Genomic DNA, 12,364 nt, shown 5'->3' on the forward strand with positions numbered 1-12,364 from the left:
AATTTAGAGATGGTAAATCACGCTGAGATATTTGTCAAAATATATGGTAGATGGCTGGTCGAATCAGAAACTGTACATAGGGAAGATAAAGAATTGTATGAATATGCTGTATATAGCCTTTTTTTAACAGTAACACCAATAGTGCTTATACTGATTATAGGTAGTTTATTGGGTAAAACGATACAAGGGTTAATAATCATTTTCCCATTTATGTTCATTCGAAAGTTTAGTGGGGGAATTCATGCCAAGAAACTAAGGACGTGCCTGTTGTCTTCCTGTGTGGTATTGTTTCTTGTTGTTTGGCTAGTCGATAAGTTAAACAACAATATATTTTTAAGTATATCCGTTTTTAGTGCGGCATTTAGTTTAATATGTTTTAGTCCTATAGATTCAGAAAATCGTCGTTTAAGTGTGGATGAGAGAAAAGAGTATAAAATCACAACAATATCTATGACGACAATATTTGTGGCGATATATGGAGTGCTTTTGTATGCAGAATTTAGAATATATGCTATATGTATTTGCTTATGTGTGATAAAGAAGTAATAGAAGTGTAAAAAATTTTGCCTTTCCTATCCGGTACTTGTCTTTGGTATCGGATAGGGCAGGCGGTCATTCGGGCAAGTCCACCTTGCCGACGAAAGAATAGTAAATCTCAATATCCTGTCTGCGTGTGCCATTTTCATCGTAGCTGCACTCATGCACAACGATTTTCTCTACAAACTCACGTAAGAGGGTGTGGGTCAGTTCTTCAAAGTTCATGTGCTTGCGGACAATGTTCATAAACTTTTCTGCGTTTACGGTAGCTTCCTGTGCTTTGGAAAGCTCCGCCTGTATTCTGGCAACACGCTCTTTCAATTCCTGCTGTTCGGCTTCATAGTCTGCCGAAAGCTCCGTGAAACGCTCGTCAGAAATGCGACCGCTTACGCTGTCCTCATACAGCCGCTTGAAAATAGCGGAAAGTTCACCGATACGCTTTTCGGCAGCTTCCAGTTCCTTTTTCTTGGCGGCGTTCCGGCGTTTGCCGCCGTCCTCGTTCTGCTCGATCAGCAGCTTCATAAACCGGGCTTCATACTTTGCCGCATAGCTCGTCACTTTCCGTAGATTGGAGAGAACGCCCGCAGTCAAAAGGTCGGTGCGGATAAAATGTGCGGTGCAGTCATGGGTGCGCTTTTTGTAGTTCCCGCAGATATAGCAGTCCTGTTTCCGCTTATCGGTCTGGTAACGCTGCTGATACATGACGCTGCCGCAGTCCGCGCAAAAGAGCATACCAGAGAACAAGCCCACTTCATCATAGCGGTTCGGACGCTTGCGCTGTTTGCGTAATTCCTGCACACGCTCCCATGTCTGGGTGTCGATGATAGGCTCATGGTGGTTCTCGAAAATTGCCTGTTTCTCAATGGGATTTTCTATGCTGTGCTTGGTCTTGTAGGACGGTTTCTCCGTCTTGAAGTTCACCAAACAGCCCATGTACTCCCGGTTTTCAAGGATATGCACCACGGTATTTGTCGCCCATTTGCACTCATAGCCGGGGTGATAGCGGCGTGTGCTGCCCGTCCTGCGGTATTCCAGCGTTCCCGGCGTTGGGATTTCCTGCTCGGTCAGCATACGGGCTATCTTGGTCGGACCGTTCCCGGCAAGGCACAGACGGTATATCTGCTTGACCACGGGTGCGGCTTCCTCGTCAATGATGAAGTTTTCGTCCTCGTCCATGAGGTAGCCGTACACGGGTTTGCTCGTAACAGGCTTGCCGCTCATGCCTTTTGACCGTTTTACAGCTTTGATTTTCTTACTCGTATCTCTCACCAGCCATTCGTTGAAAATGTTCCGCAGAGGGGCAAAATCATTGTCGCCCTGTGCGCTGTCTACTCCATCGTTGATGGCGATAAAGCGGACTCCTTTTTGTGGGAAAATCATCTCGGTATACATTCCCACCTGCAGGTAGTTTCGCCCTAACCGTGACATATCCTTTACGATAACGGTAGCCACTTTCCCGGCTTCAATGTCCGCAAGCATGGATTGAAAGCCCGGTCTTTGGAAGTTCGCACCAGAATAGCCATCGTCCGTGTACCAGCGCAGATTGGAAAAGCCGTTCTGCTTTGCGTAGGTTTCAAGGATACGCTTCTGGTTGGAAATGGAATTACTTTCGCCTTGCAGCTCGTCCTCATGGGATAGTCTTGGATAAAGGGCAGTGATTTTCTGGGTGGTCTGTCTTAACATAAAATCCTCCGTTTCCGACAGCCAGCCCCACTATTCCGTATTTCGATTATACACATGGGGCGGCTGTCTGTATAGCGGCTTCTGCTTCTTTACCGCCCGGTAAAATGACGATTTTTCTGTGCGGCTTGTAGCGTTAGGGCGAAAGCTGGGCTTTGTGTCCTGCGGCGGCTTCCGCCTCCAGCACTTTCATCATCTTATCGGCTGCTGTGTCGGTGGTATCTTTTTTGAAAAAGCCGGAAACGACAAGGACGGTGTTGCCCATGCGGATCTCTGTCACGCAGTCCGGGCGGCGTTCCGGGGTGGTGTTCTGCTTGTTCTCTGCCATAGGCAACTCCTTTCATTTCATCAATTCTTTTAGTCTGTTCAGCTTGGCTTGCGCCGTTTCACGGCGGAAGTTCTCTCCCGTAAAGAGGATAGGGGCGCACATTTCCAAAAGGCGGTCATAAATCCGGGCATGGGCGGTGTCCAGCGGATTTTGCAGGCTGTCCAATGTCAGATTGGTGGTAACGATTAAGGCTTGCGGCTGCGGTAGCGGCTGTCAATCACATTGTAGACCTGTTCTAAACCGTACTCTGTGCCGCGCTCCATTCCAAAATCATCAATGATAAGCAGAGGAAAACGGCAAAGACGCTCGATATACTCGTTGCGCCCCTCAAAGCTGGCGGTCAGGTCATTCAAAATCGCAGAGAAGTTCGTCATGCGGACAGCGACTTCCTGCTCCATGAGGGCATTAGCGATACACCCGGCAAAATAGCTTTTTCCTGTGCCGACCTTGCCCCATAGCAGATAGCCGATATTTTCCTCGCGCATGATTTCCCAATGCTCCACATAGAAGTGTGCAATCTCCATTTGCGGGCATTTCCCGTTGTCGTTGGCGAAAGTCCATTCCTGCATGGTAGGATTGGTAAATCCCCGGCGTTTCAAGTCCTCCACGGTGTCAAGGTGCTTTCTGCGCTGTTCGGCGGCTTCACGCTCCAAACGCTGGGCTTTCTGGCAGTCACATTCTGCCGGGTGGCGGTCACGCCCAAACAGGGCGGCTTGCTTTTCCGGGAAGTAGGCTTCTTTCGGAGTGTGACACTTGCCGCAGTAAAGCAGTCCGTCCTCGCCCGTGTAGTCCTCCGGCTGTGGGGTAACAGCCGCCATATTCAAAACTCGTTCTGTAAACAGATTACTCATAAGCTCTCGCCCTCCTTGCAGGCGTATTCGGGTATGCCCTGTTTCGGGGCAGCCTTTGCGGTATCGTCTGCCGCCCATCTGCGGATAGTGGCGGCGTGGTTTTTATATTTCTTGCCCGTGGACGCGATATAGCCGGAAAGCCGCTCAATGTAGTACGCCCATTTTTCGGGCAGCTCCGCTTGCAGTTCGGAAAGCTCCGTATCAGTCAGAAATACATTCTCATATCTGCCATAGCTGCGGGCGATGGCTTGTCCCTTTAACTCTCCCTCTTTTTCTAACTCTATATCTATCTCTTTCTTTATCTCTATCTCTGGTGGACGAATGTCGGACAAATGTCCGCCATTTGTCCGCGGCGGCAAAAGTGCCTTATTTTCAAGCCTTGCGGCGCGTTTCCGTTCCGCTTCGGTAGAGGATTGACCGATCATCAGCTCGATGTCGGTCATATAAAGCAGCCCGCAGTCAAGCTGCTCCACAAGCCCTAACTGCTGGAAGATGGCTAATGCCCGTTCCACCGTCCCGATTTGGTGACGGGTCAGCGTGGCTATCATCTGGGCGGTATAGGGGATATGCTCGTCAAGCTGCAATCTGCCGCCATTTTTCAGCGATTTTAAGTACAGCTTCAAGAGGATATTGGAATACAAAATCCCGTCTTTCATGTCCTCCAACAGCACAATGGAATCGCTGTCGAAGAAGTTTTCTTTCAGTTTGAGGTAGTAATATTTGCGGTTATCTGCCATTGGCGGTGTCCTCCCTGTGTTTCCATCTCTTAGAGAAATACCGGGGGCAGAGGACGATAATCGCCCGGAAGCTCTGCTTGCAGCCGTGTGTGCAGCCCCGGCAAAGGTCATTGTAGGTAATACGGTTTCGGTGGTTGAGGAAAAAGCTCCATTCCAACCGCCGCTTTTTGCTCATGCGTGGCATTTCTCGCTCCTTTCTGCCGTTTCCGCTGGTATAAGCGGATAGGTCGGTAAAAATGTAGTTTCTCGGTGTCATTTTCGGGGATTTCCTGCGCTGTGCACCCCGTTTCAAAGGTGGGCAGTATTGCGGATAGGGTGCAGGGCATATCCCCGTTTTGGTATCGTTTCGGGGCGGTTTTTAACGCTCATGTTCGTGCTTTTTCTCTCTGTCTTTCTCGCCTTGCAGGATTTGAGAAAGATTGCTTTTCACGGTATGCAGCTCCTTGACACGGGCTCTTTTCTCCCGGTATTCGTTGTAATGGGCGTTCTTTTCGGCGGTAAGCCGCTCGATTTCCGCTTGCAGGGCTTTATGGCTTGGCAGCTTGGAAACGCCATGCGCCCGAAAATAACGGGTGGCTGCGTCCGCTATGATAAAATCGCTTTCGTGCCGTTCCCGGTAGGCGCTGCGGGCTTTTTCCGTTTTCTGCGCTTTCAGACCGTCACGGGCAGGCTTGGTCTTGGCATAGGCAAGCACCTGTGTCTGAAGCTCCTTTTTCTCCCGGATAGCAGCGTCCAGGGCTTTCAGCTTGGCGGTGCTGTCCTGTAAATCCGCATTGGCGGATACAAGGGCTGCGTCCAGCTCCTCCGGCGAATAGCCGTACTGCCCGTAGGCGGCAACGGTAGCCGCCATTTGTTTCAGATTGTGGACTGCCGCCCAGCAATCATAGCCCGCGCCCTTTCCCTCCGCTCGCTTCGCTGCCCGGTCAACCATGCGCTGAATACCGTCCTTTTCCGGGGTGGTTTGGACAGCTTTTTTGCCCTGCAAACGCTCCCTTATGTTGCGGGGGTATTCGGGTACGGTTGCGGTCTGCTCGGCGGCTCTGTGGGCGTTCTGTTCCAAAAGGGCAAGAACGGCAGCGCGGTCAAAATCATCTCCCAGCTTGCGGGCGGTAATGGGCTTTGTCCTGTCCGGCGTGAGGTAGGATAGCCGCCCTCGGCTCTCCTTGACAGTCACGCCCTGTTGCAAGAGAACGGCGGCGAACTCGCCATAGCTTGCGGCAGAGGACAGCGCGGTGCGTATGGTCTGCCGCAATTTTCCTTGTCTGTTTCAAACTTCGTGGGCTTGGCTGGCTGCTCCTCGGCTGGCAAGGCAGCAGCTTCCTTGTCCAGCTTTGCCTGCCCTTTCCGCTGCGCCCAATACTCACGCTCGGTAATGCGGTTTTTGCTGCCATGCAAAAGGTCGATTTGATAGAGATTTTCCCGGTGGCACAGCTCCATGACTTCGGCTTTGAAGTATTCCATCGCCGCGTCTGTGCAGCGGTGTTTGCACCCGGTGCGGGTGTCTGCCGGTCTGTCCATGTAAGGCAGGAACGGAACTTCCTCTATCCGCAGAGAATTGATAACGATATGCACATGGATATTGCCGCTGTGGTTGTGTCCGTCCGGGTGGGTGCAGACAATGGCTTGGTGTCCGGGAAACTGCTTCCGGCAAAATTCCTCGCCCAACGCCTGCGCCCGGTCTACGGTCAAACCGTTGTCCACCGCGTCCCGTGGGTCAAAGCTGATAATGTAGTGGTGGCTTTTTACATCTTCCCGCTTCTGGTTCTTCCCATAGCGGAGATTGGAGCGCATACAGGCAACGGCAAAATCCTCGTCGCCGCAGTTCAGCGTGGCTATTCGATAGTCCTCCCTGAGCATGAGCCGCCCGTTTTCATCAAGGGTGGGCTTCATGGTAAACTCGTCATGTTCAAAGGTGAGGTACTGCTCGGCTGCGCCATAATCCGCATTTTTAGAGCTGATATGTTTGAATGTTGCCAACAGCGTCACCTACCTTTCGCAGGACTTCAAACTTCAAGGCAGCAAGGTCAGAAATGGCGGCGCGGACTTCAACGGACAGGGCGTTGTATGGTGTGCCGTACTCGTTGAGGGCGCGGGCAATCTGATTGAGGTTGCCACCGATTTTTCCGTATTCGGCGGTCAGCCTGCCAACGGCGGACAACAGTTCATCATTGACCGGGGAAACGGTAACGATGGGGCGAATGGTCGCCCGTGTAATGGCTTGCCGGATAAATTCGGCTTGGCTCATGTCATAGTGTTTCAGCCGCTCGGTAAAGTCGGCGTATTCTTCCTCGGTCATGCGGGTTTTGACCACATGGCAGCGGTGGGGTGTGTTGTATTTTTTCTTCAAGCGTTGACCTCCTTTCTCGCCCGACAGGGCGCATGAGCAGGGTTTGGGGAAGGCACTCCCCAACAAGATTTACCAAAGGGGCAAAACCGCAGATATGCGGATTTTGGCACCGTGGTAGAATCTTGCTCTAAAAAACTACCGCTTTCCTCGGCGGCTCTGGTTTGCGGATATACTGGCTTGCTCCACCAATATAGCGATTGCGGCGGCGTGTTCTGCCCGCTGTTCACCACTACAACGGTGAAAAGGGGGCGTTTTGGCAAACGCAGCGAAAATTTTTTTATTTTCCCTGTCTGCTCCCTACAACAATCCGGCGGTGTGGTTTGCCAAAGATTTTTGAAAATGGGCGCAAAAAAAGCAGTAAACCTTTTCAAGATTTACTGCTTATCTGCCGCTGTGATGGGCGGCGGTATTAAATTGTCAGCCGTTTTTCAAATGGAATTTATCTGCAATCGCTTTCTTTCCGCTTTCCAATTCCTTTTCTGTAATCTTCCATAATCCTAACGCAATGATCTGCTATCTTTTGCATTCCGAGTTCTTCAAAAAAGGCAATTTGTATTTTCATCAGTTCTTCACAAACAGTCAACTTCTGCTCATCCATATTGCTAATAGCAAGCCATGGGAACGCTTTATATTTCTTAGTGTCCCCAATGAGAAAATTGTACCCTATCAACTCATTTTCACGGAAAACGAAATAGAATTGTGGGCCTGAACCTGGAACTGACTTTTCCATAATTTGCTGCATTGTTCTCACGCCGCCGTATGCCGGAAAAAAACCTATTCGCTCAAGAGCATTTAATATGTCAATCCTTTTATCTGTGGGTATGTCTCTATAATTGATAATCTGTTCCATTTGCTCTACACTCATTGAAGTTTAATTTGTCAGGCTCTAATTATACAACTTTTCTGTTTAGCGGTCAAAGCGGAACTTCAACAGGCTTTCTATCAGTTGCCTGACGATATGCTCCTGCATATCCGTGTTAATCTGTCCGTCCATTTTCGCACAAGAGCGGACATATCCCGCATAATGGGATAGGACGGCGGCAACAGCTTCCGGGTCGCCCTCGCTTGCCTTAACGATTGTCTCATAGGGAAGTAGCTGGCTCATAGGACAAACCCTCCAACTCTGCCCGTAGCCGCCGTAAAATCATCTGAATACGCCGCCCGGTTGTGTTGCCAGCCCGTCCATATCTCCGTCCAATCTCCCTATGCGTCAATCGTTGGAAGTAGTACAAGAAAATGATTTCCTGTTCCATCTGTGATAGTGCGGACAGGGCTGCGGCAAGCTCTGGACTTTCCAAAAGCACCATCTGACCACAGACGAAAAGCGGATAGCTGGTCATGCCGGATTGCTCCGCAAAGTATTTATCTGTGGTACTGAATGGATAGTGTTTTTCTTCTATCAGATATTCAAGCGAGATTTCCCGCTTGCGGCGGCTCCGTATGCTCCGGGCTGCGTCTATGGCAGCGTGGCGAATAACAGTCTTGCAAAAGGCATCGTGTGTATGCCGGATATGTTCTTGATACTTTTCGTGTTCGGTCATGGAAAATCCCCCTTTCTGAATAATGGCAGAGGGCGGCAGCATCTTGTGCTGTCGCCCTCTTGATTACCGAACAGCAAAGACGGGCGGGGCTGTCAACGGCGGCGCATTTGCGCCGTTCATCTTGACCGTTGACAGGCTCGGCTGGGTTTGCTATCTGCTCACGGCAATTCACTCTCATTGATAGGAATTGCCTCAAGTTCCGTATTCAAATTGTTCCAATAAGAGCCGATATCCGCACTTGTGAAATACTTAAAACCGCCTGCTGCTGACTTCAATTCGCCGTTTTTAACCCCATAGCAGGCGTAAATCAAATCGTAGCTTGTTCCATCTGAGAGGTTAAATCTAAAGCTGGTCACATCTGCTCCGGCAGTTTCCTCAGTCGTTTTGTCTTTTAGGGATAAGCCCTTGAACTTATCATACAGGGTCTTTATATCATTTTCAGCAACAACTACTTTCTTTTCTGCTGATGCAGGCACTCCGTCATAGTGGTACATTTCAACGTTTTCGACATCTTCAACCTCAAATGGGAAGTCGATTTTGACAGGCTCATAAGCAATGTTTATAGGTAACAGAAAGAGAGCTGTAAAAATTGCAATGATACAAAGAGCGATGGAAACGAGAACAGCAATCGTTATCTTTTTTCTGCCTCTCTGCTTTTCTTTTGCCTCATGGCGCATAATAACGCTTTCGCTTTCTTCGTGAAGAACATCTTCGCTCGTGTGAGAAAGCAATTTCTGATAAATTGCGTTACAGTCAGCACAGGCGTTCAAATGCTCTTTTACCATCTCTGCGCTTGCTTCGCTGCAAGCATCGTCAACATACAGCGGAAGAATATCTCGAACAATATCGCATTGTTTACTCATGCTTTTCATCCATCCTTTCTTGAATTTTTAGCTTTGCACGATGATAAGTAACTCTCGCCCATGATTCTGTTTTTCCAAAAATTGCAGCGATTTGTGAAAAAGATAGTTCCCCGAATACGCGAAGCTGAAAGACTTCTTTGTATGGTTCTTCCAAACGGTGAAGAACGAGGTGTATGCGGAACGCCATGTCAGAATCTGCAACTGAGTTCTCAACATTTTCATTTGATGGCAAGTCATTGATTTCACTCACATCAGCTACTCGCTGACGGCTTCGCATTTCATCATGGTAAAGATTTTTTGCTATGGAGCAGAGCCATGTCAATTCATCTGACTTACCTTTGAATTGTGATGTTGTAGAAACAGCCTTATAGAATGTGTTCTGCGTGATTTCCTCTGCTATCTCACGATTTTTGGCAAGAGAAATAGTATACGAGTATACCTGTAAATAGTAGGCTTTATAGAGTTTTTCATAGTCCATACTTGTCATCACCTCCTTCAGCTTCATAGGTTAGACGGAGAAATCGGAATTTCGTTACAAAGAAGTTTGAAATTTTTATACCTTTACGCTACTCTTGCTTTGTGCGGACTATTGGTAGACGCGCATTAACGGCAAGTAAAGAGATTGCTGTGTCAGCTTGATATGTTCAAATGCTAATTAAGTATAGCATACAGCTATGAATTTTTCTATTGCGTTCCCCTGACTTCGGAATAGTGGCAGGGCTGGCTATCCTTGTTTTGCTTTGTGCTTCTCTACCGTACATGAGCATTGCTGAAGGGATTATATTAACTGCAATGTTACAAATTCCATGTATAGTAGTCAAATTATGGAGAGTGTGTAGAGAAGAAAAAGACCAAAAAAATGTTAATATTGTCGTTTCGAGTAAAAGTGATTGAATTTGTCGGTGATTTGGATATACTGAAGATAATCATTGAAACACATAGAATGAGGGAGGAGGAATGGGGGATTAGAGCTATAAAAAATTTTTAAAAGTGAACAAATAGTTTCCAATTTATAGAAAGGACGGGTAAAAGTTATGAAGAAAAAATATTGGTGTAGTATTGTGTGTGCTATATGTATTGTAGGAACTGCTATGACAGCTTATGCGGCGAGTAGTGCATCCCTTGCATTGCAAACATTTCAAAAATCTGCTGAATCTGCTGCTATTGGCTTGTCAAAAAAAGCATATGCAGAAGTTTGGAACAGCTCAAAATCAACAGGAGTCTTGACTGCAAAAATCTACGCGGCGTGGTCCGGATATCCGTATTCATGCGAACAAACGAATAAATTGGCAAAAGGTGCAAATACAACACTTGTAGAAAATCAATCACGTGATTCTAGCTTTAAACTTCGCTTTGAATCTGGTGGAGGCGTAGCGGGCGTAGGCAAAATTTATTTTTAGTCTGTTATTCTTGGGGGAATCCTTATGGATCCCCCAAAAATAACATTAAGAGGTAATATATATGGATAAAAAAATGTATGGATTTTACTTGAGATATTTCTTTAAAAATAAATTATATATTTTATTTGTATTAATCCAGTTTTGGATTCTAATAGCAATGATTAGTTTCTTTTGCTCGCTGGATTTCACAGGTTTCCGTTTACTTTATTTGTTTAGCCGGTGGAATTTTTACCTCTCGGTTTTATTTGCAGTATTTGCATATATTATATTTACGGAAGCAATTAGTGCTAATTGTGAAGAAGTAATAGATTCAATAACCAAAAGAAAATCATCTTGGCAAAGAGGAATCGGAAGCATTTATTTAATAGTTATCTTAATATATCACCTTACACTTATTATTGGAATAATTTTTACGTCTATACAAAATGATGGTACTAGATATTTATTTGAAATATTTCCAAGAACATATTTAATGAATATTGTTATTCCCCAAATTATTTTACTAGGAATAGCATATATTGCTTCGTGGATTTCGGCTAACAATAAAATGCTTGCGCATTCTGTTGTTTTGTTTTTTTGTATCATGACAAGTCCCCTTTTTGAAAATTTGATTTGGAGAGAAAAACCTAAAAATTTTCCGATAGATAGTATTGTAGAAAAAATAAAATGGTTATTCAGATTTTTTTATAAAAAATGCTGAATGGGTACCTGACACACAATACGGACTTCAAGTAGAAAATGTTCGCTTATATGTACAATTATTTTGGATTATTCTTATCTTTACTATAATTGTATGGCTTCATAAAAATTATAAAAAATTGTCGATTTTATGTTTTTGCTTTTCTATATTCTTCTTAGTAATTTCATATTTTCCGGCAAGTACTTATAGGTTGAACGAAGCATGGAATGGTATTTTTTGCAGATTTTACATATTATCAGAATGAGGAACTTGATATTCAAGAAATTCAAGAATCTGATTACAAATATCAAAATATGAATTGGAAATTGATGTGAAAAATAATCTTTCAGTAGATGGAAAGCTAACTTTCAGTAGATGGAAAGCTAACTATAGATGCACCTATTGAAAGAGATGAATTTGTATTTACGCTTTATCATGGATACAGAATAAAAAAGTTAGAAGTTAATAATGAAGAGGCATCGTTTGAAAGAAATGGAGATAGCATAATTATTAAATTTCCAGATTGCGTAAAAACATTTGAATTGATGATAAAATATGACGGCTGCTCAGGGAAATATTATTCTAATTCTCAAGCAATTATGTTGCCAGGATATTTTCCATGGTATCCATTAGCAGGAGACAGACAAATATTTATACAATATCCATATTATAATGGAGGTAATGGCTACAATCCCTATAATAGAGCTTCAACAGCTGATTTTGAAGTTAAAATCAATACTAATTGTAAATTTGTTACCAATTTACCGAAAAAAAGCGGAAATGAGTTTGCGGGGACGAGTGATGGGATTTCTATTATTGGAGGCAATATTATAAAAAACAATAATGAATCAGTAGTTTTAAATTATTTGCCACTTGAATTAAGTAATATAGATGGCGATGAGTACTTAGAAAAAATAACTCGAGAATGGGAACAGCTATTAAAAGAGACAGAATCTGTTTTTGGGTTGGATATTCATGATTTAAAAGCAAAAAGGATAATAATCGCTTCTAAAGATTTGGGAAGAAATTTTTCAAATAATAACTTTATAGAATTCAATGATTATGTTTTGGTTTCTCCAGATTATTTGAATAGCCAAACATATATGAGCTACAGATTGCATGAATCAGGTAAAGATTCAAAGATTGGGGATTTGTTTTCTCATGCATTACTCCGTAGCGATGTGATAGAGGCAGATGAAATTGTAAAAATAATGATGACAATAGAAGAAGAACGTCAACAAATGCTAGAAGATTTAGAAGGAGTTCAAAAAGAACAACTTGTATCACGCCAATTGAAAGAGATAGAACAACAAATTGGAGACGAGAATTTGATTAAAGAAATTGTTCAATATTTATTATATAGTGAACTAAGATCAGATGAAGGATTTGTTGAATATATAT

15 protein-coding genes and 2 pseudogenes are annotated in these 12,364 nt (G+C 44.9%); 5 read left to right on the forward strand and 12 right to left on the reverse strand.

The features are described 5' to 3' along the window. Nucleotides 1-546 (forward strand): accessory gene regulator B family protein (locus DXB52_RS13685; RefSeq protein ID WP_118107779.1); only part of this gene is annotated, 546 nt, incomplete at its 5' end. Nucleotides 547-612: 66 nt separating this feature from the next. Here DXB52_RS13685 and DXB52_RS13690 read toward each other — a convergent pair. The 7 genes and pseudogenes from DXB52_RS13690 to DXB52_RS13720 all read right to left on the reverse strand — a co-directional run bounded on the left by DXB52_RS13690 (nt 613) and on the right by DXB52_RS13720 (nt 6,480). Next, on the reverse strand, nt 613-2,220 hold the full coding sequence (locus tag DXB52_RS13690) for a recombinase family protein (protein ID WP_097800099.1): 1,608 nt from the start codon (nt 2,218-2,220) through the stop codon (nt 613-615). Nucleotides 2,221-2,353: 133 nt separating this feature from the next. Then, nucleotides 2,354-2,545 (reverse strand): transposon-encoded TnpW family protein, encoded by a 192-nt coding sequence (locus tag DXB52_RS13695; RefSeq protein ID WP_005946147.1) that lies wholly within the window; start codon nt 2,543-2,545, stop codon nt 2,354-2,356. A 12-nt stretch (nt 2,546-2,557) separates the two neighbouring features. Beyond that, nucleotides 2,558-3,396, reverse strand: a pseudogene (locus DXB52_RS13700) (ATP-binding protein). Continuing rightward, entirely contained in the window at nt 3,393-4,133 is a 741-nt protein-coding gene (locus DXB52_RS13705) for a phage replisome organizer N-terminal domain-containing protein (protein WP_044945867.1), read from the reverse strand. Before DXB52_RS13705 ends, DXB52_RS13700 begins: the two are co-directional and overlap by 4 nt. Further along, the gene (locus DXB52_RS17470; RefSeq protein WP_006573562.1) at nt 4,123-4,317 is read right to left on the reverse strand and encodes a hypothetical protein; all 195 of its coding nucleotides are present in this window, start codon (nt 4,315-4,317) and stop codon (nt 4,123-4,125) included. The genes DXB52_RS13705 and DXB52_RS17470 overlap by 11 nt, the downstream gene beginning before the upstream one ends. 174 nt (nt 4,318-4,491) lie before the next feature. After that, a pseudogene (locus DXB52_RS13715) lies at nt 4,492-6,110 on the reverse strand (relaxase/mobilization nuclease domain-containing protein). Further along, entirely contained in the window at nt 6,082-6,480 is a 399-nt protein-coding gene (locus DXB52_RS13720; protein WP_040647222.1) for a plasmid mobilization protein, read from the reverse strand. Before DXB52_RS13720 ends, DXB52_RS13715 begins: the two are co-directional and overlap by 29 nt. A 111-nt stretch (nt 6,481-6,591) precedes the next feature. Here DXB52_RS13720 and DXB52_RS16245 point away from each other — a divergent pair, with 111 nt between their 5' ends. Then, nucleotides 6,592-6,975, forward strand: coding sequence for a hypothetical protein (locus tag DXB52_RS16245; RefSeq protein WP_181977005.1), 384 nt, complete (start codon nt 6,592-6,594; stop codon nt 6,973-6,975). Here the strand turns inward: DXB52_RS16245 and DXB52_RS13730 are convergent. From DXB52_RS13730 to DXB52_RS13750, 5 genes are all read right to left on the reverse strand, one after another. Further along, nucleotides 6,920-7,345 (reverse strand): hypothetical protein, encoded by a 426-nt coding sequence (locus DXB52_RS13730; RefSeq protein WP_118107781.1) that lies wholly within the window; start codon nt 7,343-7,345, stop codon nt 6,920-6,922. The two genes, DXB52_RS16245 and DXB52_RS13730, sit on opposite strands and share 56 nt — an antisense overlap. A 42-nt stretch (nt 7,346-7,387) precedes the next feature. Next, on the reverse strand, nt 7,388-7,585 hold the full coding sequence (locus tag DXB52_RS13735; protein WP_005921293.1) for a helix-turn-helix domain-containing protein: 198 nt from the start codon (nt 7,583-7,585) through the stop codon (nt 7,388-7,390). Further along, entirely contained in the window at nt 7,563-8,063 is a 501-nt protein-coding gene (locus DXB52_RS13740; protein ID WP_004853592.1) for an RNA polymerase sigma factor, read from the reverse strand. The genes DXB52_RS13735 and DXB52_RS13740 overlap by 23 nt, the downstream gene beginning before the upstream one ends. Before the next feature lie 116 nt (nt 8,064-8,179). Further along, nucleotides 8,180-8,884 carry a zf-HC2 domain-containing protein gene (locus DXB52_RS13745; protein WP_015527904.1) on the reverse strand — a complete coding sequence of 235 codons (705 nt, stop codon included), beginning with the start codon at nt 8,882-8,884 and terminating at the stop codon, nt 8,180-8,182. Then, nucleotides 8,877-9,389, reverse strand: a complete 513-nt coding sequence (locus DXB52_RS13750) for an RNA polymerase sigma factor (RefSeq protein WP_003533443.1) — start codon at nt 9,387-9,389, stop codon at nt 8,877-8,879. The genes DXB52_RS13745 and DXB52_RS13750 overlap by 8 nt, the downstream gene beginning before the upstream one ends. A 529-nt stretch (nt 9,390-9,918) precedes the next feature. Between DXB52_RS13750 and DXB52_RS13755 the strand changes: the two genes are divergently transcribed. The 3 genes from DXB52_RS13755 to DXB52_RS13765 form a co-directional block, all read left to right on the forward strand. Further along, a complete protein-coding gene (locus tag DXB52_RS13755) occupies nt 9,919-10,284 on the forward strand; it encodes a hypothetical protein (protein WP_118107783.1) in 366 nt (121 codons plus the stop codon). A 61-nt stretch (nt 10,285-10,345) separates the two neighbouring features. Further along, complete coding sequence (locus DXB52_RS13760; protein WP_118107785.1) at nt 10,346-10,984, forward strand: hypothetical protein; 639 nt, start codon at nt 10,346-10,348, stop codon at nt 10,982-10,984. 524 nt (nt 10,985-11,508) lie between these two features. After that, the coding region (locus DXB52_RS13765; protein ID WP_147343377.1) for a hypothetical protein at nt 11,509-12,364 on the forward strand (856 nt) is incomplete at its 3' end.

Origin of the sequence: Ruminococcus sp. OM04-4AA (genome assembly GCF_003462585.1) — a bacterium.
Classification (GTDB): Bacteria; Bacillota; Clostridia; order Lachnospirales; family Lachnospiraceae; genus Mediterraneibacter; species Mediterraneibacter faecis.

What these genes read in the sequence shown, in the direction of transcription:
- DXB52_RS13690 (WP_097800099.1), bottom strand. Translation starts at nt 2,220, where the DNA reads ATGTTAAGACAGACCACCCAGAAAATCACTGCCCTTTATCCAAGACTA.
- DXB52_RS13695 (WP_005946147.1), bottom strand. Translation starts at nt 2,545, where the DNA reads ATGGCAGAGAACAAGCAGAACACCACCCCGGAACGCCGCCCGGACTGC.
- DXB52_RS13705 (WP_044945867.1), bottom strand. Translation starts at nt 4,133, where the DNA reads ATGGCAGATAACCGCAAATATTACTACCTCAAACTGAAAGAAAACTTC.
- DXB52_RS17470 (WP_006573562.1), bottom strand. Translation starts at nt 4,317, where the DNA reads ATGCCACGCATGAGCAAAAAGCGGCGGTTGGAATGGAGCTTTTTCCTC.
- DXB52_RS13730 (WP_118107781.1), bottom strand. Translation starts at nt 7,345, where the DNA reads ATGAGTGTAGAGCAAATGGAACAGATTATCAATTATAGAGACATACCC.
- DXB52_RS13735 (WP_005921293.1), bottom strand. Translation starts at nt 7,585, where the DNA reads ATGAGCCAGCTACTTCCCTATGAGACAATCGTTAAGGCAAGCGAGGGC.
- DXB52_RS13740 (WP_004853592.1), bottom strand. Translation starts at nt 8,063, where the DNA reads ATGCTGCCGCCCTCTGCCATTATTCAGAAAGGGGGATTTTCCATGACC.
- DXB52_RS13745 (WP_015527904.1), bottom strand. Translation starts at nt 8,884, where the DNA reads ATGAGTAAACAATGCGATATTGTTCGAGATATTCTTCCGCTGTATGTT.
- DXB52_RS13750 (WP_003533443.1), bottom strand. Translation starts at nt 9,389, where the DNA reads ATGAAGCTGAAGGAGGTGATGACAAGTATGGACTATGAAAAACTCTAT.
- DXB52_RS13755 (WP_118107783.1), top strand. Translation starts at nt 9,919, where the DNA reads ATGAAGAAAAAATATTGGTGTAGTATTGTGTGTGCTATATGTATTGTA.
- DXB52_RS13760 (WP_118107785.1), top strand. Translation starts at nt 10,346, where the DNA reads ATGGATAAAAAAATGTATGGATTTTACTTGAGATATTTCTTTAAAAAT.